Annotated in this window: 20 protein-coding genes and 3 pseudogenes; 5 read left to right on the plus strand and 18 right to left on the minus strand. The window is 47.7% G+C overall.

Annotated elements, in window-relative coordinates; genetic code table 11:
* The first annotated feature begins 70 nt into the window (after positions 1 to 70).
* Positions 71 to 1,762 carry an L-lactate permease LutP gene (gene lutP, locus P3L57_RS16965; protein WP_044159190.1) on the plus strand — a complete coding sequence of 564 codons (1,692 nt, stop codon included), beginning with the start codon at positions 71 to 73 and terminating at the stop codon, positions 1,760 to 1,762.
* Between the two features lie 26 nt (positions 1,763 to 1,788).
* On the opposite strand, the gene rpoN is transcribed toward lutP, so the two are convergent.
* Positions 1,789 to 3,099: an RNA polymerase factor sigma-54 gene (rpoN, locus tag P3L57_RS16970; protein ID WP_069486897.1), complete on the minus strand. Its 1,311-nt coding sequence runs from the start codon at positions 3,097 to 3,099 to the stop codon at positions 1,789 to 1,791.
* Between the two features lie 78 nt (positions 3,100 to 3,177).
* Here rpoN and yvfG point away from each other — a divergent pair, with 78 nt between their 5' ends.
* Complete coding sequence (gene yvfG / locus P3L57_RS16975) at positions 3,178 to 3,396, plus strand: protein YvfG (protein ID WP_069487011.1); 219 nt, start codon at positions 3,178 to 3,180, stop codon at positions 3,394 to 3,396.
* Positions 3,397 to 3,405: 9 nt separating this feature from the next.
* Here yvfG and P3L57_RS16980 read toward each other — a convergent pair whose 3' ends face one another.
* The 15 genes and pseudogenes from P3L57_RS16980 to P3L57_RS17050 all read right to left on the minus strand — a co-directional run bounded on the left by P3L57_RS16980 (position 3,406) and on the right by P3L57_RS17050 (position 19,149).
* Complete coding sequence (locus P3L57_RS16980) at positions 3,406 to 4,374, minus strand: polysaccharide pyruvyl transferase family protein (protein ID WP_069486896.1); 969 nt, start codon at positions 4,372 to 4,374, stop codon at positions 3,406 to 3,408.
* Positions 4,353 to 5,519, minus strand: a complete 1,167-nt coding sequence (locus tag P3L57_RS16985) for a DegT/DnrJ/EryC1/StrS family aminotransferase (protein ID WP_069486895.1) — start codon at positions 5,517 to 5,519, stop codon at positions 4,353 to 4,355. Before P3L57_RS16985 ends, P3L57_RS16980 begins: the two co-directional genes overlap by 22 nt.
* A gap of 16 nt (positions 5,520 to 5,535) precedes the next feature.
* A complete protein-coding gene (locus tag P3L57_RS16990) occupies positions 5,536 to 6,174 on the minus strand; it encodes an acetyltransferase (protein ID WP_069486894.1) in 639 nt (212 codons plus the stop codon).
* Positions 6,171 to 6,779, minus strand: coding sequence for a sugar transferase (locus tag P3L57_RS16995; protein ID WP_069486893.1), 609 nt, complete (start codon positions 6,777 to 6,779; stop codon positions 6,171 to 6,173). Before P3L57_RS16995 ends, P3L57_RS16990 begins: the two co-directional genes overlap by 4 nt.
* A complete protein-coding gene (locus P3L57_RS17000; RefSeq protein ID WP_069486892.1) occupies positions 6,776 to 8,293 on the minus strand; it encodes an MATE family efflux transporter in 1,518 nt (505 codons plus the stop codon). Before P3L57_RS17000 ends, P3L57_RS16995 begins: the two co-directional genes overlap by 4 nt.
* Entirely contained in the window at positions 8,290 to 9,324 is a 1,035-nt protein-coding gene (locus P3L57_RS17005; RefSeq protein ID WP_069486891.1) for a glycosyltransferase, read from the minus strand. Before P3L57_RS17005 ends, P3L57_RS17000 begins: the two co-directional genes overlap by 4 nt.
* The gene (locus P3L57_RS17010; RefSeq protein WP_069486890.1) at positions 9,321 to 10,397 is read right to left on the minus strand and encodes a polysaccharide pyruvyl transferase family protein; all 1,077 of its coding nucleotides are present in this window, start codon (positions 10,395 to 10,397) and stop codon (positions 9,321 to 9,323) included. Before P3L57_RS17010 ends, P3L57_RS17005 begins: the two co-directional genes overlap by 4 nt.
* A 4-nt stretch (positions 10,398 to 10,401) precedes the next feature.
* Positions 10,402 to 11,436, minus strand: a complete 1,035-nt coding sequence (locus P3L57_RS17015; protein ID WP_069486889.1) for a glycosyltransferase family 2 protein — start codon at positions 11,434 to 11,436, stop codon at positions 10,402 to 10,404.
* A 24-nt stretch (positions 11,437 to 11,460) separates the two neighbouring features.
* The gene (gene epsG / locus P3L57_RS17020; protein WP_024122931.1) at positions 11,461 to 12,564 is read right to left on the minus strand and encodes a biofilm exopolysaccharide biosynthesis protein EpsG; all 1,104 of its coding nucleotides are present in this window, start codon (positions 12,562 to 12,564) and stop codon (positions 11,461 to 11,463) included.
* 3 nt (positions 12,565 to 12,567) lie between these two features.
* Positions 12,568 to 13,713: a glycosyltransferase family 1 protein gene (locus P3L57_RS17025; protein WP_069486888.1), complete on the minus strand. Its 1,146-nt coding sequence runs from the start codon at positions 13,711 to 13,713 to the stop codon at positions 12,568 to 12,570.
* Positions 13,706 to 14,542: a glycosyltransferase EpsE gene (gene epsE / locus P3L57_RS17030; protein WP_024122933.1), complete on the minus strand. Its 837-nt coding sequence runs from the start codon at positions 14,540 to 14,542 to the stop codon at positions 13,706 to 13,708. The genes P3L57_RS17025 and epsE overlap by 8 nt, the downstream gene beginning before the upstream one ends.
* Positions 14,539 to 15,684, minus strand: coding sequence for a glycosyltransferase family 4 protein (locus tag P3L57_RS17035; RefSeq protein WP_069486887.1), 1,146 nt, complete (start codon positions 15,682 to 15,684; stop codon positions 14,539 to 14,541). Before P3L57_RS17035 ends, epsE begins: the two co-directional genes overlap by 4 nt.
* 11 nt (positions 15,685 to 15,695) lie before the next feature.
* Positions 15,696 to 17,516, minus strand: a complete 1,821-nt coding sequence (locus tag P3L57_RS17040) for a polysaccharide biosynthesis protein (protein WP_175422397.1) — start codon at positions 17,514 to 17,516, stop codon at positions 15,696 to 15,698.
* 234 nt (positions 17,517 to 17,750) lie between these two features.
* The gene (gene epsB, locus P3L57_RS17045) at positions 17,751 to 18,434 is read right to left on the minus strand and encodes a protein tyrosine kinase EpsB (protein ID WP_024122936.1); all 684 of its coding nucleotides are present in this window, start codon (positions 18,432 to 18,434) and stop codon (positions 17,751 to 17,753) included.
* 5 nt (positions 18,435 to 18,439) lie between these two features.
* Positions 18,440 to 19,149, minus strand: a pseudogene (locus tag P3L57_RS17050) (YveK family protein).
* A gap of 245 nt (positions 19,150 to 19,394) precedes the next feature.
* Between P3L57_RS17050 and slrR the strand changes: the two are divergent.
* The 3 genes and pseudogenes from slrR to P3L57_RS17065 form a co-directional block, all read left to right on the plus strand.
* Entirely contained in the window at positions 19,395 to 19,853 is a 459-nt protein-coding gene (gene slrR / locus P3L57_RS17055; protein ID WP_059353590.1) for an HTH-type transcriptional regulator SlrR, read from the plus strand.
* A 74-nt stretch (positions 19,854 to 19,927) separates the two neighbouring features.
* Positions 19,928 to 21,388, plus strand: a complete 1,461-nt coding sequence (gene pnbA, locus P3L57_RS17060) for a para-nitrobenzyl esterase (RefSeq protein WP_059292499.1) — start codon at positions 19,928 to 19,930, stop codon at positions 21,386 to 21,388.
* Positions 21,389 to 21,398: 10 nt separating this feature from the next.
* Positions 21,399 to 21,585 (plus strand): annotated as a pseudogene (locus P3L57_RS17065) (hypothetical protein); the annotation flags it as partial.
* 28 nt (positions 21,586 to 21,613) lie between these two features.
* Here the strand turns inward: P3L57_RS17065 and padC are convergent.
* Positions 21,614 to 22,099, minus strand: a complete 486-nt coding sequence (gene padC / locus P3L57_RS17070) for a phenolic acid decarboxylase (protein ID WP_069486886.1) — start codon at positions 22,097 to 22,099, stop codon at positions 21,614 to 21,616.
* Positions 22,100 to 22,121: 22 nt separating this feature from the next.
* A pseudogene (locus P3L57_RS17075) lies at positions 22,122 to 22,577 on the minus strand (DUF3237 domain-containing protein).
* Positions 22,578 to 22,592 lie beyond the last annotated feature (15 nt).

Raw genomic sequence — 22,592 nt, forward strand, 5'->3', positions numbered from 1 at the left:
CATCAGATGATCATATCATCTTTAGAAACCGCTTACACATAGCCAGTTATGTTTGAAGGAGGGGTTTGGGATGCAATGGACACAGGCATATACGCCTATAGGGGGAAATTTGCTTTTATCTGCGCTTGCCGCACTTGTACCGATTATTTTCTTTTTCTGGGCACTCGCCATTAAACGAATGAAGGGGTATACGGCGGGATTGTCCACCTTGGGAATTGCGCTGCTGATTGCTGTATTGATTTACGGGATGCCGGCGGAAAAAGCGCTGATGTCCGCTACACAAGGAGCCGTATACGGCATACTGCCAATCGGCTGGATCATTGTGACGTCTGTTTTTTTGTATAAAATCACTGTAAAAACGGGACAGTTTGATATTATTCGCAGCTCTGTTCTCTCCATTACCGATGACCGCCGGCTTCAGGCGCTGCTGATCGCTTTCTCATTCGGGGCTTTTTTAGAAGGAGCGGCGGGCTTCGGGGCGCCGGTCGCGATTTCGGCCGCATTGCTTGTCGGCCTCGGTTTTAACCCTCTTTATGCGGCGGGAATCTGTTTGATTGCCAATACGGCGCCAGTAGCCTTCGGGGCGATTGGGATTCCGATTACAGCTGTAGAAGGGCCGACAGGGATTCCGGCGATGGAGATTTCTCAGATGGTCGGGCGGCAGCTGCCGTTTTTATCTGTATTTATTCCTCTTTATTTAATTATCATTATGAGCGGATTCAGGAAAGCCTTTGAGGTATGGCCGGCGATTCTTGTTTCCGGTGTTTCCTTTGCCGCTGTTCAGTATCTCAGTTCCAACTTTCTGGGGCCGGAGCTGCCGGATGTTTTGTCGGCGCTAGTGTCGATGGCTGCGCTAGCTGTGTTTTTGAAATGGTGGAAGCCGAAGAAGACATTCCGGTTTGCGGGGGAGCAGGAATCGGCCGCCGCAATTGAAACGGCAAAACTGCACCCTGATGCACCGGCTTACACCGGCGGGCAGATTTTTAAGGCCTGGTCGCCGTTTCTGCTGCTGACGGTGATGATTTCTGTTTGGGGCATTCCTTCGGTCAAATCCGCGCTGACAGGGCATTACGAAGGCACAGCCGTTGTCTTAAAATGGCTGAATGTGATTGGAGAACAGCTGACTTTTGCGCCTGGGGTGCCTTTTTTGAACAATCAGATCGTCAATGCTGACGGCACTCCGATTGAAGCGGTTTATAAGCTTGAGGTGCTCGGTTCGGCAGGCACCGCGATTTTAATTGCCGCAGTGCTGTCAAAATTCATCACGTCCATTTCGTGGAAAGAATGGGGAGCTGTTTTTAGCGAAACACTGCAGGAATTGAAGTTTCCGATTTTAACGATCGCCTCGGTCGTTGGTTTTGCATATGTCACCAACTCCTCGGGAATGAGCACGACGCTCGGCATGACGCTGGCGCTGACAGGCTCGATGTTTACCTTCTTTTCGCCGGTTCTCGGCTGGCTCGGCGTCTTTATTACCGGCTCGGATACGTCGGCTAACCTGCTGTTTGGAAACCTGCAGAAAGTAACGGCCTTATCGGTCGGAATGGACCCTGTCCTATCGGTCGCGGCCAATTCATCAGGCGGCGTCACCGGCAAAATGATTTCCCCGCAGTCGATCGCGGTCGCGTGTGCGGCAGTCGGACTCGCCGGGAAGGAGTCGGATCTTTTCCGCTTTACGATCAAACACAGCTTGTTTTTGCTGCTGCTCGTCTGTATCATCACCTTTTTGCAGCACCAGTTTTTCAGCTGGATGATTCCGTAAAAAAATCCTCCCTTACAGGGAGGATTTTATTTGTACCGTTTTCTGGCTGCCGATGACGGAATGTTTAATTGATCGCGATATTTCGCCACTGTGCGTCTGGAGATTTGGATGCGGTGCTGTTCATATAACAGGTCGGCAAGCTTTTGATCTGAGAGGGGTTTTGTTTTATCCTCTTGCTGAATCAATGCTTGAAGATGCGTTTTGACCGCATAGTTGGATGTATCGCCATCCCCAGAGGCCTCTGCTTTTCCTGTGAAGAACATCTTCATCTCAACCAATCCGTAAGGCGTTTGTATCGTTTTTCCTTTAATGGCTCGGCTGATGGTTGATTCATGCAGGCCCAGACAATCCGCCACCTCTCTCAGTGTCAGCGGCTTCATGGCGCTCCGCCCCTTCAGGAAAAAATCTTTTTGACGTGCGGTCAGCTCATTTACAATTCTGGTGATCGTCTGCTTCCGTTGCCTCAGCGCGCGGCTCAGCCAGCGCCACTCCTGATATTTCGTAGATAAATAGGAAACCGTATCCTGACAGGCGCCGGACGATAGAAGCGGCCTGTACTGCGGATGCAGCTCAATCTCCGGGAACGAGCGGCTGTTCAGTTCCGCTGTGATCTGGCCGTTTTTAACGATGATGAAAATGTCAGGTTCAATATACATATCCTGCTCCGGACTGGCAAACAAAAGGCCGGGTCTTGGGTGAAGCGCAGCAATTTTATCAGAAATGTCCTGAATCGCGTGCAGCGGGATTCCAGTTTCTTTTGAAAGCGCTTTCCAGTTTTTTTGTGCAAATACATCAAAGTGTTCTGAAACAAGCAGTTCTGCCTGTTCATTTCTGTTCGGGAGACGCTGTAATTGCAGCAGAATACACTCTTGAAGAGATCTTGCGCCGATTCCCGCTGGTTCAAGCGACTGTAGTTTTCTCAGAACCGCTTCCGCTTCCTCTGCCGAAACGGACAGGCGCCGGGCTGCCTCCTCCACATCTTCCTCCAGATATCCGTTTGAATCAAGCGAATGTATCAGATAATTAAAAATCTTTTTTTCAGTGTTTGACAGATTCATATCCAGCGACTGCTGTTTGAGGACATCCTGCAGTGTTTTTTGCGGATTGCTTAATTGAAGGCCCGCCTCCTGCCTGCTGATCCTGTTTTTGTTTGTTTTATGGTAAGATAGTGGCGGTGTGTCTGTTTCCTTTCGTTCAATAAGAGGGTTTTCCAGTGAGAGCTCATCAATGTATTCGGCCAGTTCCGCCGAATGATAGCCAAGCAGCGTGATGGCCTGCCTGAGCTCCTGTGTCAGTTGAGGCTTTAGTACTTGTACTTGCTGAAGTTTCATATCCATCTTGCTCACTCCCCTTTCTTCATTGTACATGATTGGGATGACACCGTATACATTTATGAAAAAGGAGCTGCCAAAGAAATGTCTGAACTTTTTTCTGTACCGTATTTTATTGAAAACTTAAAGCAGCATATTGAAATGAACCCGTCTGAGGTTAAGATCCACGCAATGAACAGCTACTACCGTTCTGTGGTTTCAACACTTGTGCAGGATCAGCTGACAAAAAACTCAGTTGTCCTGAAGCGGATTCAGCATTTAGATGAAGCCTACAACAAAGTAAAACGTGGAGAATCAAAATAAACCTTCCGCTCACATGTGAGCAGGAAGGTTTTCCTTCTTTGAGGCGTCCCGAATGATTTGAGTGTTTGGCACTCCCTCCATCCAAGTATGATAGTAATTGGCGTTTTTTCCGTAGGAATTATCAATGACCGTGTTTTCTTTTTGCAGAAGAGAGGACAAAATATGGCCGTGCAGTCTTGACGTTTCCACCGATTGGTAACGGCTGAAAAAGCGAATGGCTTTGGTGACGATGTAATCCGAGTATTTTCTCCATATCAATGCGATGGGCAGAGGATTGCCCGCTTTTTTGTTCAGGACGTTCAGCGTTTGGAGAAAAGCGATTGTCCGGCGGTCTGAAACTGACAGCACTGTACGCCAGTCATAGCTTTCCGCTTGCGCATGTCTTTGAAGCTCTTCATTTGCTTCATGATCTGTTCTGATAAATCTCAGCTTTTGGCCGGTCGGCTGCTGTGTCGGAATGATGGGAAACAGCTGGTGGGCCATATCAGGCAATAGCTTGATATGATTGTTTAGAAAGTACGCCTGTGCCGTTGCATAGGAGGCTTTTTCCCTTGTGATGATATGCAGATTTGAATGGGCAGAGAAAATGTCAGCCGTCCGTTTTAAGTTGTCTTCATTTTGAAAATAGATGGATTGCGGCAGAATGACGATTTTGTGGTTTGGATAGGCTTGAACGATTTTCTCTCTAAATTCTTGATAGTACGGATACAAATCCCCGAAGTTGCCCCCTCCCTGACAGACGATGATCAGATTCGTATCAAACTTACGCCCGATTGGGAAATTGTCTGGATTCCAGCGGTTTCTGACCCGAATATCATTTTCTTCAAAAAAGGCTTCCGTTCCTTTCATAATAAAAAGATCCCCTACATTTCCGTATAGAGGATAGTCGGCGTAAATGATTTCGGATTGCTTCGGAATCATTTCGAGCAGCCCGGCCAGTTTTTTCTTCAGGCTGATCATTGAATGCTTGCTGTCCATCTCTTCACCTCTGTTGTTTGGAATAAGTGTGACAACACATCGATTACTCGGTCTTGATCTTCTTCGGTCATATTTGTTCCGGATGGGAGGCAGATCCCCCGCCTGAATAAGTTTTCGCACACACTTTCAGAATCTGTATGGGAATAAAATGCAGATGATGTAAACAGAGGCTGGGTATGCAGCGGCTTCCAAAGCGGTCTCGCTTCGATCTGTTCTTCAGCTAGATGCTGAACCACGTCATAAGGAGTCAGCCTGTTATCGAGCGTAAGAGCAGTAAGCCAGCGGTTGGACACGCCTTCTGAGTATTCCGGCATAAAGCAAACGCCATCTAGGCTGCCAAGCGCTTTTTCATACCTCGCAAAAATCTCCCGTCTTTTCTCCACCCGCTCATCCAGCACCTCAAGCTGGGCAATGCCGACTCCGGCAAGGATATTGCTCAATCTGTAGTTGTGCCCGATTTCACTGTGCTGATAATGAACAGCTGGATCGCGGGCCTGTGACGCGAGAAATCTTGCTTTTTCAATGGCAGCTTCATCGTCTGACACAAGCATCCCGCCTCCTGAAGTGGTAATGATTTTGTTTCCATTAAATGAATAAACGCCGAAACGGCCGAATGTCCCGCTCTGCTTCCCTTTATAGACCGAACCGAGAGATTCAGCCGCATCCTCAATGACCGGCACTCCGTATAAGCCGCACAGTCTTACAATCTCATCCATTTTCGCGCTTTGTCCGTACAGGTTGACGGCAATGACCGCTTTTGGCGGATTTCCATTTCGTTTTGCTTCCTCCAGTGCTCTTTCAAGTGCTTTCGGAGACATATTCCACGTATCCGGCTCAGAATCTATAAAAACAGGCACCGCTTTTTCATATAAAATCGGGTTTGCCGTTGCCACAAATGTAAAGGACGGACAAAACACGGTGTCTCCCGCTTTTACATCCAGCAAACGCAGCGCCAAATGAATCGCGGCGGTGCCTGAGCTGACCGCAGCCGCCCCTTTGGTCCCAACTCGTTCAGCCAATTTTTCTTCAAATGTATTCACAAGCGGCCCAAGCGGCGCAATCCAGTTTGAGCGAAAGGCTTCTGAAATATAGTGCTGCTCCCTGCCGCTCATATGAGGGGCGGATAAGTAGATTTTTTTATGCATGTAACCATCCTTTGCTTTAGGTTTGAATAGAAGAAATCACGCGCGCCGGGGTGCCGGCTGCCGTTACCCCGGCAGGGATGGAGCGGATCACCGCGGAGCCTGCGCCGACAATGCTCCAAGAGCCAATAGTAACCTGCGGAATGACAGAGGCCCCGGTGCCCACATGAGCCCCTTCTTGAACAGCAATACCACCAGAAAGCGTGGCGCGCGGAGAAAGATGTACGAAATCGCCGATCTGATTATCGTGCTCTGCAATCGCGCCCGTATTGATGATACAATGGGCGCCGATCTGAACATCCGCCTGAATAATCGCACCGGCCATAATAACCGTTCCTTCCCCGATGACAGCCGATTTGCTGATGATGGCTGACGGGTGGATTAATGTGATGAAATCTTCTTTGTATAACCCCAGCCGCTCCGCCAGCTGTTTTCTGACGCTGTTGTTTCCAATTGCAATCACTAACATGACGTCAGGGATCAGCCTGCGCAATTCAGGAATTGCTTCCGGGGGGCCTGTGTACAGCTCTTTCCCGGCATCAAATGTGCTGAATTTATCGTCCAGCACTGCAGCTAAGCGCGTGTCTGAACGGGCGCTTATGAGTTCTCTGATCACCTTTCCGTGACCGCCGTCTCCCACAATGGCCACGTTTCTCATGAGGACACATCTCCGCTTCCTGTAAAGCGTTCTGCGGTCACATGATTGGTTTGCTGAATCCCTTCTGACACAAGAACTTTGCGTACCGTCAGACATAAAATTTTCAAATCGAGCAAGAATGAACAGTTGTCAACGTACCAAACATCCAGTTCAAATTTCTTTTCCCAGGAAATCGCGTTTCTGCCGTTGACCTGCGCCCAGCCTGTAATCCCGGGTTTCACCTCATGGCGCCGTGCCTGCTGTTTCGTATAAAGCGGCAGATAGTCCATCAGCAGCGGCCGGGGACCGACGAGGCTGAGGTCTCCTTTCAAAACGTTCAGAAGCTGCGGCAGCTCATCAATGCTCAGCTTTCTGATCAGCCTGCCTGTTTTCGTAAGCCTGACTGCATCCGGCAGCAGGTTTCCCTCACTGTCCCGTTCGTCCGTCATCGTTCTGAATTTATAAAGGGTGAACGGCTTCCCATGCAGGCCGGGCCGTACTTGTTTAAAAAAGACAGGCGATCCTATTTTCAGCCTGACTACGGCGATAGTGAATAGAATAATGACACCCGTGCAGCACAATAACAAAATAGCGGCCGTCAGATCAAAAAGACGTTTCAGGATCAAATATTTACAGCTCCTTTCGTTTTTCTAAACCGTCTCAGCACAAGCTGTCGTTCCTCTTTCGTACAAACAAACATAAAAGCGAAAACCGCGTAGCAGCAGCTGACGGCAGCACCTGCGGCAATCAGTGATGTCCAGCTTTCAATGGTGATACATAACTGGATGGCCTCACAAACCGCCCAGGCAAATAAAGCGGCAAAGACCGGACCGAACATGCCTGTAAAGAACACATGCTTTTTGTAGCCGGTAATACGTGATACATAAAGCGGCGTAAAGATGACATTTTTCAGCACAAGCGAAATCGCCCCGGCCAGCGTAATGCCGTAAAGCCCCAGGTGCGCCGGCCCGCTTAATGTGACCGCCAGCACAACATTCACTGCGCCTAACAGCAGGGTGACGAGCGCCGGTGTTTTTTGTTGATTAAAGGCGGTCCATATATAAAACAGCGGCATAAAGGCAAGACTGACCGCCAAATATCCGGCGTGAATATATAAAAGCGGCGCTACAGAGGAAAAGGACGGTCCAAGCCAGATCGTCAGAAAAGGCCCGGCCAAACCTCCCAATAATGCAGCCGGAAGCGCAAGCAAAAGCCCGTTCAGTCTCACTGCCTGATTGGCGTACTTGACCAATCCGTCCATATCGCCTTTTGAATAATAAGAAGTAATAACAGGCGCAAATAGAGATGCGACTGTTCCTGCCAAACTGCGCAGCAGCAGCGGAAACTGGATAATCGCCGCGTATTTTCCCGCTTCAGATGCACCCAGCACCAAGTTGGCGGTTAATAGGTCGATCTGCAAAAAAAGCAGCACGCCGATCTGATTGACTGAGTTCCAGGTTCCTGCCTGAAACAGTTCCTTGCTTATGCGGAATGACAAGTCTTTCAGCTTAAATGAAAACCATGGAATCAGTTTTCTGAAAAAGCAGAAAGACAGAATAGACGCTATAACGGCACCGGCTAAAGCGGCAAGCTGAATCTGCCAGATTTTTGGCGTAAAGCAGGCAAACAGCGCCAGCACACACAGCACGCGGATGAGCATTTGCACCGCCTGAATCGAACTGGTGATATACAGCCGGTTGGCATAAAACGGCGCCGCCCCAAACCCCGCCATCAAAAATGTTAAAAGAAACAGCAGACTCCCAATCAAAATCGACAGCCGAACATCAGCCAATAGATCCTGAGGGACGTTCATAACGCGGTCAATAAAAAAAGCCGCACTCACAAGAGGCAGCAGAAGCAGCAATGAAATCAAAACAGATGCAGCCAAATAATTGCTGATATACGCATTTGCTTTTTCCTGCTCTCCCCTGTGGGCTGCGACAGAAAAAAAACGCACAACCACGGAGCTGAGCGCCACCGTGATAATGGAAAAATAATTAATCACATTTTGCGTTAAATTCACAAAGCCAAAAGCCTCGACACCGAGCGTTTTGACAATAAAAGGCGTCATCCAGACAGACAGAAATACGGACAGAAGAAAAGCTGTGAGATTGGCGCTGAAGTTAATGGTGAATTTCATGCCTGTTTTGCACTGCCTTTCATGGTTCCGCGTGTCTCAAAAAACAGCTTGATGAGAAAGATCAGCCGCCATTTGCACAGTCCTAAGACCAATCGCTCGCCTCTGCCTAATTTCTCATGCCGAAACGGTGTGTGTCTGACAGCCTGCCGAACCATGTCATAGGATAAAATCTGTCTGATCTGTTTTTTGATGTCTTTCGGCGGCTGCGATGAGGCACAGGCGTTTGCCAGAAGCATCGGAAGCTGGTGCTTGCAAATGTACACATCTAAATCTTCTTTGCATACAGCCGCTAAGCCGCACTGATTGTAGAATGCGAGTTTGGCTTGATATTGTTTTTGGATATTTTCATCCATCGCAGGCTTATAAGGGCGTTCCGTCAGGCTGTTCGGATTTTCACGGTATATGTACAAGCCTTCATCCAGCATTTTTACCCGCTCGGCTTCATAAAAAGCAGATAAATTAAAGGGTGAATCTTCAGCAAAACGGATGTCTTCATCAAACCGCAGGTTCGCCCTCTCCAAAAGCTCACGGCGATACACATATCGCCATACATACCAGATAAATCTCGTTTCGTGGGCACGCTGGAGCTGATCAGCTATATTCGTTTTTGTCAGCATACGGCCTGTTTCGAGCTGCGGCGGTACGTATACCCGCCTGTCTTCAGACTGTTTATAAAATCCGCAGCCAGCGATATCGAGCCGGTGCTGCTCCGCTTCTTGTACAAGCCTTTGAAACATGGCGGGAGAGACATAATCGTCTCCGTCTACAAACCCGATATACGTCCCGCGCGCCGCTTTGATTCCCGCGTTTCGAGCCGAACTCAAGCCGCCATTTTTTTTATGAATGACTTGAACTCTTGCATCCCGTTTCGCGTATGCCGCTGCCATCTCACCAGATCGATCGGGTGTTCCATCATTAACAAGGATGATTTCTATATCAGAAAGCGTTTGGGCAAGCAGTGAATTGATGCATTCTTCAATGAATGGTTCAACGTTATACATCGGGACAATAATGCTGACGAGCGGTGTCATTGTGCTTCACCGCTGATTTTATCCCGCAGCCCTTTAAAATACATATCCCGCGGATAGCCGGAACGGTTTGTTTCTTTTGTCAGCAGCTCTTTCACTGCGGCTGTCACAATTTCCGGCTCCGGCTGTTCAATTAGCTTCATGATTGGAATATCTTTCAGCCATTGGTAGCCTTCCATGACTTTGTGATCAAAAGACCGGATCACTACACACGGCGTCCCTGTCAGCGCACAAAAAATCATGCCGTGCAGCCTGTCAGTGACAACGGCTTCAGCACTTTGCAGCTTAGACCAAAGCGCTTCCAGCTCCTGTTCCCGTGTGCCGCGGCTGACCCGGCGCCCGATCGTTGTCGTAAAAGCTTTGATCTCGCCAAATTCATCAAAAAGAGCGGCCTTCACGCGGTTTCTCTGATCCTCCTGAAGCACGCTTTCCTGATCCTCGCGCAAACACATATACACCCCTTCGCGTTCCGCAGGGGTGCTGCTTCTATCTAAATACAGCACCATATCAGGCTGCTTCAGGATCTTTTTTTCTTTAAAATGCCGCTTCATAAATTGATACGTCGTTTCATCACGCGCCATCAGCAATAAACCGGGGTGTGCGTTATAAATTTTCTGCGCCCGTTTCAGCTCTTTTCGTCCCTTTTTCGTATCAGAAAAATGAACAGTTGCCGGTAGCTGGACGATTTGATAATCATGAAACGTTTTAATGATAAAGCGGCGCGTCCACTCTTCATACCGGTATAAATCCCCCATGTTTCCGCCGCCGATGATAAAGACCATATCTTCCGGGTGGCGGGAGCGGATCAGCGCTTTTGCTGATTTGTATATGTCCTTCATATCGACCTCAACGATTTCAAAATCGGAGTATTCCTGCTCAAGAAACGCTTTGCTGGCATAAGCAATGGCATGATCCCCCAAATTGTCATGGGAAGGCAGCAGGGTCAGTATGATTTTCTTCTTATGTGCGGCAGCCTTTACCGGCTGATCGGCCGCACCCAGCCAAAATTGGGACGGGTACTTGACCTTTAGCAGCAGCCATTCTGCAAGATTGATTTTCAATGAATGTAACGACATGTCTTCACCCTCTGATTTTCATTTTGTACTCGATCACTCGCTGATACGCGGCGGACGCCATGGCAACGAGCGGAATCATTCTGTATTTCGCCATCAGCAGCAGGCATGACCGTTTTGCGTCAAAAGGCGCTGTCCCCGTTTTCGACAGACTGCCTTGAAACACCGGATCAGCGCAAATCACGCCGACCGTTTTGAGCCTTTCCAAAAGACGCCGGCTGGCGCTTGTTTTCCATTCGTTCAAGAGGCAGATGGTCCCATGGAGAACGATAAAGAAATCAAGCTCCTTACGGTACTCCTCCAGCTTATTGTTCTCCTGTAAGAACCCTGCGTTCGCCTGATACAGCGCCAGTCCTGATTCAAACAGTTTTTTCTGATAACCCTGCACGATGGAGGAAAGGTGAATTCGATAATGGTAGAGAGGCGCTTTTACATAGGAAACCGAGCGGGCGAAAAAATGTGCCCTGAAGCTGAAAAACTGATCCTCGACATGCTCCAGCTCACCTCTGAGCGGGAACGAAAGCCGATGTGAGTCAATCATGCTTCTTCGGTACAGTTTATTCCATGAAAATCCCCTGACCTTCCCTTCGAATAACGCCTTGATATAGGACTCCTTCGGCTGATCCTGATAGGTTTCCGCAATGTCTGAGACAACGGTTTTTTCAGTATCCTCAAACTCCGCGGCATAGTTGCAAATGACCAGATCGGTTTCCTCCGATGCTGCCTGAACCATTTGCAAGCAATAATCAGGCTCGATCCAATCGTCTGAATCAATAAAAGCCACAAATTCGCCGCGGGCCGCCTCGATCCCTTTGTTCCGAACAGCACCGAGCCCTTGGTTTTCCTGGTGAATGACTCTGAAGCGTTTATCCTTTTCTGCATATTCCTCCGCGATGTCCGGGCTGGCGTCTGCCGAACCGTCATTGACGATGATGATTTCAATATTGTCCAATGTCTGGTTCTTTAAAGATTCAAGGCAGTTTCTGATATAGGTTTCTGTATTATAAACAGCGACTAACAGACTAACCGCAGGTGTTTCCATAATGACCGGCTCCTCTTGCATAAATTACCGGGAAAAAATCGTTCTGTACGGCAGAACGGAAGAATCAACCGGCATAAGCAAATAACTATATAAAAAATAACAAACCACAATGGCGATATAGATCAACGCATTCGATTTCTCATCAAATATCCTGACAAAATAAGGGACTAGGATCATTTGATACAGTCCGAAGTAAATATTAAACCTGGCAAAGATCACGTCCTTTGTGGCCAAGAGCCCGAATAAAAATCCGAGAAGGCACAAATTAACGACAATATCAATTTGCGGCCACAGCTTTCGGAGACGCTCCCTGTAACAAAAGGCCAAAAACAGCGGCAGGACCAAAACAGCGATTTTGACCACATTCATTCCGTTTGTATTTGTCATCAGCCACTTTTCATAATGGCTATATGAGCTGTTTTCAAGGACAACGACAAATACCGAAATAAATTTCTGATATAAAAAGGTCATGCCGAGAAATAAAGCTGAAAGACCGAATATTGCCGGTGACCAGGCTTTTCTTCTGACAATAAAATAGACCGGAATCATCACCAGCGCCGAGGAGTGAAAGAGCGAACTGACCAGCACAATCAGAAAATAACGCTTCCAGTTTCCATTGATGATATAGCGAATTGCCCAAAACAAAGCGGCTGCCACCATGTATTGTCTGATTCCGTTAAAGGATGCGTAATAATGAAAGGTTCCTAAAAATAAAAAGACGCTCAGCTCAAACGGTCTTCCGTAGTCTGCCAGCGTCTTGATAATAAAGATATAGGTCACTGCCGCAACGGTCACATACATGATTTGCGGGTCCTTCGTGATAAAATTCATCAGCCATAGCAGCGCGGTAAAGCCCGGATCTGTTGCCGTTTTCGCCGTGCCGAAACCGAATATCTGCCAAATATTTTGATAGTCTCCTGCCATTTGATACAGCAGGGTATACGTCTGAAAATCTGTACCGACCCTGTAACGCAGGCCCGAAACAAGCACAAGCGAGGCGAGCGGAATCCAAATGAGAAGCTTGTTCGGACGATAGCCGGTAGCAAGTGACTCATCCCGGCCGCCGCACATTTTAGCAAACCAAGACCAAATATATACAATTCCCATATTAACGACATACACAATCATTTTTTATTGTCCTTTTTCAGTGCTAATCTGATATAAATTCATCAATGCACCCACATTTCGCCGCGCATCATAGCCAAGTTTCGCAAGGGTATCTTTAACGAGCTCCCGCTTCGGCCTGCCTGCGGCGGCCGCTCTTACAATTGTTTCAGCCCAAATATCCATCGGCTTAGAGAGACTCACCCTTTTCACAAGTCCGAGCCCCGTGTCGACTTTTTCTGTGATCGTGTCGGAAATAATGCACGGAAGACCCGAAGCCTGCGCTTCCACAAGCACAACAGGCAAGCCTTCGTACAATGACGGCATGACAAATACATCAAAGGTGCGCATAAGCTCATGAATGTGTTCTTCAGTTCCTAAAAAGAGGACATCTGAAAGCAGATTCAGCCGCCGCGCTTCCTCCTCCAGCTGCTCCCGCAGCGGTCCGTCTCCTGCGAGAACCATCTGAAAGCGAACTCCCCGTTTTTTCAGGTGAACGGCAAGCTTCAGCAAAAACGCATGGTTTTTCACTTCATGAAATCGGGCCACATGACCAATGATCAGACGGTCAGACGCTATGCCGCGTGCTTTTTTTTCGTCGGCCGCCTGCCCTGCGGGAGAGAACAGATCAAGGTCGATTCCGTTCGGCAGCAGATGAACACGCTTCCGCTCCATATTTGATCGCCCGAACAAAAACCGGCCCGCATCCTCTCCGCAAGCGCACAATTCAGTCGCATATGCCAAAATGAGGCGTCTGAACACCATCAGCTGCAGGCGGTCCTTCCAATTGAAGCCGGTCTTCCACGAGGTGTTATGGGAATGGCATACTCTGACCTGCACCCCGGCTAGCCTTGCCGCAAGCGCGATAAAGCCGGTTTGAAAATCTGTGTGCGCATGAACCGCGCTGAACGGCCCGTTTTCTTTTATTATGTTTCTTACATTCTTCACAAATGTGAGGGGATTGCTTTGTCCGATACTCGGGACATAAAAAAGCCGCCCGCCTAGCGATAAAATTTCTTCATCATAAGCGCACGGATCATTTCGATAGGTTAAAAAATCAAATTGCACCTTGCTTCTATCCATTTTCCTATATAAATTCATGACCATGGTTTCCGCACCGCCCCTGTTCATGCCGCTGAGAACATGGAGCACGCGCTTCTGGCTGTTATTCATGCTTCACAAGCCCTTCCTTCTGATTCATCACTCTTTTTTTATGGTAACGATTCATCACAGCAGGAGGCATAAACGCGCGAATGAGCGGTTTTGCGATATAGATGTAAGCGGAAAAAGGAAGCTTCAGGCGTCTGCATGCCTGGTACACAAGAATAGCGTTGTCAATTGAATAGGTAAAAGACCGCCTCTTGAATGCGTCGCTGTCTTCCCTTACTTTATACAGCGCTTCTTGGAGGTTATAGCCTCGGAAGCCCTCTCCAAAAAAGCGGAGCCACAAATCGATATCCTCCATTCGTCTTGTCCGCCGCACCGAACGATAGCCTTTCAGCGTACGGTAAGCGCTGGCTCTCATCATGATTGTCCCATGACAAAACGGCGTCCCTTTCGCCATGATGGCCGGCTCCGGAACAGAAGGCAGCATCCGTGTGCCCCTTACGCCAAATTCATCAAACACTAGCATGCCGGTGCCGACCACCTGGTAGTGCCGATGCTTTTCTAAAAAGGCAACCTGCTTCTCCAGACGGCGCGGAAAGGACAGATCATCTCCGTCCTGACGGGCGATATACTCGCCTGTCGCATAAGAAAGACAGTGATTTAATGAAGCGGCCAGCCGCTTGTTTGTTTGATTGTGAATGAGCTTGATGCGGTCGCTGTAATGAGCGGCATACTGCTTCGCAATACGGAGCGTGCCGTCTGTTGACGCATCATCGCACATAATCAGCTCCCAATTTTTATAGGATTGGCTGAGAATGGATTCAATGCTTTCCGCCAAAGTGCGTTCACAATTATAAATGCCCATAATGACAGAAACTTTCGGTCCTGAATTCATACGCTTTTCTCCTTTTTATCCATATCCATGTACACGGAATAAATATCTGCCATTTCTTCTATCGTTCGCGCTTCCGAAAAGCGCAAGGCTGTTTGGCGGCCTTCCTGTCCGAGTATTCTCCGCAGTTCCGGCTCAAGGCAGAGCTGTTCAATCCGATCGGCAAAAGCGGCGCTGTCGCCAATTTTGATGAGAAACCCGTTTTTTCCGTCCCGGATGATTTCCCGGTGTCCGCGGTTATCAGTGGCAATCGCCGGCTTCCCCGCCGCCATGCCCTCAAGCACATTCATGCCGAGGCCTTCTCTGATGCTGGAGGCGACAGATACATCCGCAAGCTGAATCAGTTCGTGAATATCGCGGCAAAAGCCGTAAAAGCAAACATTGTGGGAAACTCCAAGCTTTTCAGCTAAGGCCCGATACGTTTGTTCCATCGCTCCTTCTCCGGCAAAAACAAGACGAAGCTCAGGAATCTTATCTTTCAGCAGTGCGGCAGCTTCAATTAACAGATTCTGATTTTTGTTGAGGTTCAGTTCAGCCGGATAGATCAATATAAAGTCGTCTTTTTGGAAGCCGTGCTTTTCTCTTAGCCTATGCTGTTCTTCAAGGCTGACTGGCCGGAACCTGTCTGTATTAACGCCGATGCCGTGAATTTTTTCTGTCATTCCGCCCGGTCTTTGAAGCCCTTTCGCTCGTGTGTAATCTTCTTCATTTATGGTGATCAGGCAGTCTGTATAGGCAGAAAGCCATTTTTCAACCGGATAATAAAGGACCCAGTTTTTCATCGGCGCTCCGCTGCAAAAATGAAATCCGTGAGCGGTGTAGAGCACCTTTGTTCCGTTTCGTCTCGCATGCCGTGACGCAAGCCGGGCGAGAACGCCTCCGACCGGCGTATGGCAATGGACGATGTCGTACTCGTTGGTTTCAATCACTTTCTTCAGCTGTCTGTAAACGGCAATGTTCTGAGGATGAAAGGGTGACCTTCGAATCGGGATGGAGAATTTCTCATCGACATACGGCAGCCGCGTCTCTCCGCTCGCAGCGACATGAACCTCCCAGCCCAATTGTTTAAACCATTTAAAGTAAGGAAGATGAAAAGCTTTAAAGTGATAATCGACAGTGGCACAAAATAGTATTTTCTTCGTCATCTCCACTCCCCCTAACGAACGCCGGCAGCCGTCATTTCGTTTGATGTGTCTATTGCCGCAAACAGCCGCTCTCTGAGCTCGGCTTCCGGCAGCTGATTGAAATCTTCTATAAAGCGCATCAGCAATGGCCAGTCGCCGTCCACCGCTTTGCCGATATGGATTTTCGGAAAAACTTGTTCGGCGTGAACTTCATTTTTGTTCAGCAGCTCCTCATACATTTTTTCACCCGGGCGAATGCCTGTGAACTCAATCGGAATCTGCTCCGTCGTGTAGCCAGATAAATGAATGAGGTTTTTGGCGAGATCGACAATCTTCACGGGCTCACCCATATCAAGAACAAAAATTTGGCGTCCTTTCGCCAGCGCTCCAGCTTGGATGACAAGCCGTGACGCTTCGGGAATGGTCATAAAATAGCGGGTCATCGCCGGATGTGTCACCGTAACGGGACCGCCTTTTTCAATCTGTTTCTTAAAAACCGGAATGACGCTGCCTCGGCTGCCGAGCACATTGCCAAAGCGGACAGCGACGAATTTTGTTCTGCTGAATTTCCCCAGATTCATAATAATCATTTCAGCAAAGCGTTTTGTTGCCCCCATTACATTGGCCGGGTTCACCGCTTTATCAGATGAAATGAGCACAAATGTCTCTGTCCCGCACATATCTGCCGCTTCCGCCACATTTTTTGTTCCGATGATGTTGTTTTTGACTGCCTCTTCGGGGTTGTGCTCCATTAAAGGCACATGCTTATGGGCAGCCGCATGATAGACGACGTGCGGTTCGTATTTTTTCATTAAGGTAAACATTTTGTCGCGGTCCTGTACATCCGCAATTTCTGTGTGGAACACGATGTGTTTTCCGAATCGTCCATTCAGTTCAGAATAAATAGAATGAATGCTGTTTTCCCCATGGCCGAGAAGAACGATTTCCTTAGGCTGGAACGCGCTGATTTGCCGGCAGATTTCCGAGCCGATTGAACCGCCCGCTCCTGTGACGAGAACTGTTTTTTCTTTGATGCGGTTTGAAATTTCGCTTGTGTCGAGGGTTATCGGCTTCCTGCCGAGTAAATCCTCAGCCTTTACATCTCTGATTTGCCCGGCAGTGCGCGTTCCAAGCAGCATTTCATCAAAATGAGGCATGATTTTGATGTTCACCCCGGTCCGCACGCATTCTTTGTATAGCACCTGCAGTTCATGGGTACGAAGAGAAGGAATCGCAATAATAATATAGTTAATTTTGAGCTTTTGCACCGCAGGCATGATACTTTCTTTTCCGCCGATGACGGGCAGCCCCATCATTTCCAGCTTATGTTTCGTTTGATCGTCATCAATAAAAGCGACAGGTGTAATGTCGGGATCGTCTTTCTGCAGCAGCTGCCTGACCATCAGGGTTCCGCCTGATCCCGCTCCGATAATCAATGCGCGGGCCGACGTGCAGCGTTTTTTTCTGATGCTTTCTTTTAATATTCTCGATAAAACGCGGGTCCCCCCGATGAACAGAAGCTGAAGCACCCAGCACGCCGTTAACAGCCGGAAAAACATCGTATGATACACAGCGTACTGAATGATGCCGGTCACAGCGGCTGAAATCGTAATGACCTTAAGCAGAGCGATCAGTTCGCCGAGCCCGGTGTATGTCCAGACCTGTTTATACTGACGGAACAGGATAGCACATACATGATAGCTGAGGAGCAAGCTGACGGCGGTAAGCAATAATGCTCCGGAGTCATAAAATTGATAAGAATCTTTTAAAAATTGATATCCTGCAATAACTGAATTCAAAACGAGATAAGTATCCAGCGCGATAATCATTGACAGTCTTCTCCGGTAACTCAACCTTTTCCCCCCTAATACTTTTATCGGTTTAGCTGCGGCGGTTTTCGTCATCTAAAAAACGACAGCAGCTAAACCGATAACATGTCCTATGTATATCAAATAAGTGGGCATTTAACCCGTCCTCACGCCCCGCCAGCGACGACCAGCATCTAAGGCAGCCTGTTCAAGCTTGCCCACAGCGGAGCCGAGTGCCTCCATTGATACAGGTAAGGAGACATCACCTAAAAGCACAAATTAATAGGAATAGTGTTCAGATTTTTTCATTTTCTTTTTATTTAAGAGAGCGCCTAACAGCTTTGCATTGGATTGCTCCAGTGCGTCCTTCGCTTTCAGGACGGTATCGGTTTTTGTTTTTCCGCTTAAGACAACGAGCACGCTTCCATCTGTCTGGTTCGCTAAAATTTGAGCGTCCGCGACAGCTAAAAGCGGAGGAGAATCAAAGATCACCAGACTGAATTGGTCATAGATATCTGATATCAAATCTCCCATTGCCTTCGAGGATAACAGTTCTGCCGGATTCGGCGGCGTCGGTCCGCTTGTCAGCACATATAAGTTATCGATCGGTGTCTTTTGCACCGTTTCATTTAGAGAAGCATTGCCGACCAGCACATTTGTCAGCCCGGTCAGATTTTCAACCTGAAACGTCTGATTAATTGTCGGTTTCCTTAAATCGGCGTCCACCAGCAGCACTTTCTTTTCCTGCTGCTGCGCAAAGACTGCCGCAAGATTCGCTGCACTGAATGATTTTCCTTCACCAGGCACAGAGGAGGTGACGAGAATGGACCGCAAGTTGGTCTGTACGGATGAAAACTCAATGTTTGTCCGAATGGTGCGATATTGTTCCGCAACAATTGATTTATGATGTAAAACGGATATTTGAGCCAAACCTCGCCTTGCTTTCTTTTTTCTAAAGACCACTCACTTCACTCCTCGAAATGTTTTATCCAGCCCTGCGATTCCGTTTCTTTTTGACATCAGGGACGGAGCCTAAGCAGGGCAATCCGGTTTTCTCGCTGAGCTGCCGTGCGCTTTTGCACGTATCATCGAGAAAATGCAGAAAAAATGCCAGTGTAATGCCGCCCATCATGGCCGCCCCAAAAGCCATGACCATATTTCTCATTCGGGACGGCTTGATCATCGGGCTTTCAGAAGCCTTCGCCTCTGATAGAATATGTACGCCTTGGACATTCATTCTTTCATCTACTTCTTTTTCAAACTTGCTGACTAACGTGTTCGCAATCTTAGCCGCTCGCTCCGGATTGTGATCCTGAACGGCAACAGTGATAATTTCTGATTCATTTTCACTGCTTGTCATCACTTTTCCTTTCAGCGAGGAAGCCGATTCAGAAAGATGCAATTCCGCCTTGACCTCTTCCATCAAGGCCGTGCTTTTTATAATGGATTGGAACGTGCTGCTGTACTGAAGATTTCGGTGGATGTCACTGAGATTCGAGTTTTCTTCACCGTCTGATTCATGAATCAGCACTTGAGTCGACGCCTGATAAGTAGGTGAAATGACCTTAAATTGCACAACACCTGTAATAAAGGTGACGCCTATTGTGATGAGCAGAATCAGCACGAATCTATGTCTGACAATTGCGTATAATTCTTTAAAACTCATATTCTCATTCATATATTCATAGCCTTCAGCCTTCTCACGGCTGGCTTCCCAAGCCCCTTTCTGTTAATGATTGGATTATAAAAGAAAACTTTATTATTTAAAAATTGCAAAATAAGCCAATAAGTTCTCTTTAGAGAACAAAATCATGATTTTCCTCTTATTTACTGCGCTTCCCTTATTATTTTAAATTTTATAAAGAACGAATAATTCCTTATAATGAACAAAATAACGACAGGAATAGAGGAGAATTTCATATCATGATTGGAAGAATTATCCGTTTGTACCGCAAAAGAAAAGGCTATTCTATTAATCAGCTGGCTATCGAGTCAGGCGTTTCGAAATCCTATTTAAGCAAGATTGAAAGAGGCGTTCATACGAATCCGTCCGTTCAATTTTTAAAAAAAGTATCAGCAACCCTGGATGTCGAATTAACGGAATTATTCGACGCTGAAACGATGATGTATCAAAAAATCAGCGGCGGTGAGGATGAATGGCGTGTGCATCTTGTGCAAGCTGTTCAAGCCGGAATGGAAAAGGAAGAATTGTTCACTTTTACGAACAAACTGAAGAAAGAGGAGCCTGAAACCGCCTCCTACCGAAACCGAAAGCTGACAGAATCGAATATAGAAGAGTGGAAAGCACTGATGGCGGAAGCGAGGGAAATCGGCCTGTCAGTTCAAGAAGTCAAAACCTTTTTAAAAACGATGGGAAAATGACTATCAGATAAGGGCTGAAGTTCGCATCATCAGGACAAATCTGTTTATAATGGGGGAAAAAGGGAGAGAACGCTATGTCTGAATCAATGGTCAAAACACAATACGGCACAGTGAAAGGCATTTCAAAAAACGGTGTCCACATATGGAAAGGCATCCCCTACGCAAAGCCGCCCGTCGGACAATTGCGCTTTAAAGCACCTGAGCCGCCGGCGGCCTGGGAAGGCGTACTGGACGCAACTGCGTACGGCCCGGTTTGCCCGCAGCCGCCTGATTTACTGTCATATTCATACCCTGAACTGCCCCGCCAGTCTGAGGATTGCTTGTATGTAAATGTATTTGCGCCTGACACTCCGGGCAAAAATCGTCCTGTCATGGTGTGGATTCACGGCGGCGCATTTTATCTCGGCGCGGGCAGTGAGCCTTTATACGACGGCTCAAACCTGGCGGCTCTGGGGGATGTCATTGTCGTCACACTGAACTATCGGCTGGGGCCATTCGGCTTTTTACATTTGTCTTCCATTGATGAAGCGTATTCCGACAACCTTGGACTGCTTGACCAAACCGCGGCTCTGAAATGGGTCAGGGACAATATCTCTGCGTTTGGCGGCGATCCAGGAAATGTAACGGTGTTTGGAGAATCAGCAGGCGGTATGAGCATTGCCGCACTGCTTGCCATGCCTGCTGCAAAAGGCCTGTTCCAGAAAGCAATCCTGGAAAGCGGCTCTTCCCGAACCATGACGGAAGAAAAAGCGGCGAGCACCGCGGATGCTTTTTTACGAGTCCTTGGAATTGAACGTCACCAATTGGACAGGCTGCATACTGTGTCTGAGGAAGATTTGCTTAAAGCCGCCGACCAGCTGCGAAAAACCGAAAATGAAAATATCTTTCAGCTGTTCTTCCAGCCTGCACTTGATCCGAAAACACTGCCTGCTGAGCCGGAGAAAGCCATTGCTCAAGGGGCCGCTGACGGCATTCCGCTGTTAGTCGGAACAAATCGTGATGAAGGGTATTTATTTTTTACGCCGGATTCAGAAGTTCACTCTCAGGAAACGATAGATGAAGCGCTTGAGTATCTATTGGGGCAGCCGCTGGCAAAGAAAGCGGCCGATCTGTATCCGCGCTCTCTCGAAAGCCAAATTCATATGATGACTGATTTGCTGTTTTGGCGCCCGGCCGTCGCCTGCGCCTCCGCCCAGTCCCGTTACGCACCTGTCTGGATGTACCGATTCGACTGGCATCCGGACAAGCCGCCGTACAACAAAGCGTTTCACGCACTGGAACTGCCGTTTGTGTTCGGCAATCTAAACGGACTGAAACGAATGGTACAAGCAGACATTACGGATGAGGTCAAACAGCTCTCACACACGATACAATCAGCATGGCTTGCCTTCGCAAAAACAGGAAATCCAAGCTGCGAGGATGTACAATGGCCGGTTTATACTGAAGACAAACGAGAAACCTTGATTTTGAATTGCGAACTTTCTATTGAGCATGATCCTGATGGTGAGAAGCGGAAAAAACTATTAAACTCATAAGGAGAATCACATGGGGAAATCGGGCTGCATGGGTGCCGTCATCGTTGTGGCAGCGTGTATCTTCATTTTATCAGCAGTCGTTTTTTTGCGAGACACAGCTTATTACCAGCCCATTCGCTGGATTGGAATCATACTGTTTTTCGCAGGAATTGTGATGGTGCCGACATACTCAGCAAAAAGAACCCGGTAAAGAGAAATCATTCTCTTTACCGGGTTTTTGTTTTTTTACAGTTTTCCTGCGCGAATATCGTCTGTCATTCCTTCATAAGGCGCTTTAGAAATGACTTCCTCATTATCGGCTCCTTCATTTTTCAGAAATGTAATTTCCGCAAATTCAGGTACAACGTATTTTGGATACGTTTCATATTTTTCGCGGGATTCTTCCATCAAATCAATGTGGTCATTTTGGTAGCAGACCGTAATTTCAGGATGTTCATGCACCCATTTCGGGAAGAAAATAATGCCGTGCATGCGTTTTTCATTCGGCATAAAGTTTAATGAAACATCTGTGCCTGTCGGCTCTGTCCAAGACACTTTATATACGCCCTCTGTCAGTTTGACAATGTTCACTTCCTGATCCCGAACCCAGCGTCCGGCAACCATTCCGCTATGAATTCTATAATCAATTGTATGGTCATTTTTAATATAAATCTCGTATTCCCAACCGTTTTCATAAGTATAAATCATGTGGCTTCCGATAAAGTTTTCCATATTTCACACTCTCCTTAGTCTTTTACTCTACTTCATAAATGTCTAATCGAACGTAATCAGGGGTTCTTTCTGCGGAACCGATAAACAAGCGGTCATGCAGCCATCGATAGGTTTCACTGCCTGTCTCAAAAGTCGGCACCGTGCGGAAATAAACATGTTCGGTGTCAATCATTTCACCGGCAGCTGCTTGTGTTCGGAACGGCTCGCTGACTTGCCGTATTCCATTGTTTTCAATGTAAATCAGTTCATGATCTGCTGTTTCTATGACCTATCTGGCAGATAAATCTGTTCTGCCGTCAGCGCGAATGATTTGCGAATCAGCTCCGCCCGGCAAAATACGTCCTTCCACTTCCCCGGTTATTGTTCCCGATCGAATCGGAATCCAACGTCTCAGGCCTAAGCCTGTCTCACCAATGGTGATCGGAGGATCAACCTTTATGTCTAGAGAGACGAATTTCTTTAAAACTGGCTTCTTCATAAGCACCACCCGATC

The sequence above is a fragment of the Bacillus sp. B28 genome, from assembly GCF_029536185.1.
In the GTDB taxonomy this organism is placed as follows: Bacteria; Bacillota; Bacilli; order Bacillales; family Bacillaceae; genus Bacillus; species Bacillus halotolerans.

Coding starts and splice junctions, on each gene's coding strand:
- P3L57_RS17005 (WP_069486891.1), bottom strand. CDS start 9,324: ATGACACCGCTCGTCAGCATTATTGTCCCGATGTATAACGTTGAACCA.
- yvfG (WP_069487011.1), top strand. CDS start 3,178: ATGTCTGAACTTTTTTCTGTACCGTATTTTATTGAAAACTTAAAGCAG.
- epsG (WP_024122931.1), bottom strand. CDS start 12,564: ATGATTGTGTATGTCGTTAATATGGGAATTGTATATATTTGGTCTTGG.
- lutP (WP_044159190.1), top strand. CDS start 71: ATGCAATGGACACAGGCATATACGCCTATAGGGGGAAATTTGCTTTTA.
- epsE (WP_024122933.1), bottom strand. CDS start 14,542: ATGAATTCAGGACCGAAAGTTTCTGTCATTATGGGCATTTATAATTGT.
- P3L57_RS17010 (WP_069486890.1), bottom strand. CDS start 10,397: ATGTCGTTACATTCATTGAAAATCAATCTTGCAGAATGGCTGCTGCTA.
- P3L57_RS17015 (WP_069486889.1), bottom strand. CDS start 11,436: ATGGAAACACCTGCGGTTAGTCTGTTAGTCGCTGTTTATAATACAGAA.
- rpoN (WP_069486897.1), bottom strand. CDS start 3,099: ATGGATATGAAACTTCAGCAAGTACAAGTACTAAAGCCTCAACTGACA.
- P3L57_RS16990 (WP_069486894.1), bottom strand. CDS start 6,174: ATGAGAAACGTGGCCATTGTGGGAGACGGCGGTCACGGAAAGGTGATC.
- P3L57_RS16980 (WP_069486896.1), bottom strand. CDS start 4,374: ATGGACAGCAAGCATTCAATGATCAGCCTGAAGAAAAAACTGGCCGGG.
- P3L57_RS16985 (WP_069486895.1), bottom strand. CDS start 5,519: ATGCATAAAAAAATCTACTTATCCGCCCCTCATATGAGCGGCAGGGAG.
- P3L57_RS17000 (WP_069486892.1), bottom strand. CDS start 8,293: ATGAAATTCACCATTAACTTCAGCGCCAATCTCACAGCTTTTCTTCTG.
- padC (WP_069486886.1), bottom strand. CDS start 22,099: ATGGAAAACTTTATCGGAAGCCACATGATTTATACTTATGAAAACGGT.
- P3L57_RS17035 (WP_069486887.1), bottom strand. CDS start 15,684: ATGACGAAGAAAATACTATTTTGTGCCACTGTCGATTATCACTTTAAA.
- slrR (WP_059353590.1), top strand. CDS start 19,395: ATGATTGGAAGAATTATCCGTTTGTACCGCAAAAGAAAAGGCTATTCT.
- P3L57_RS17025 (WP_069486888.1), bottom strand. CDS start 13,713: ATGAATAACAGCCAGAAGCGCGTGCTCCATGTTCTCAGCGGCATGAAC.
- pnbA (WP_059292499.1), top strand. CDS start 19,928: ATGTCTGAATCAATGGTCAAAACACAATACGGCACAGTGAAAGGCATT.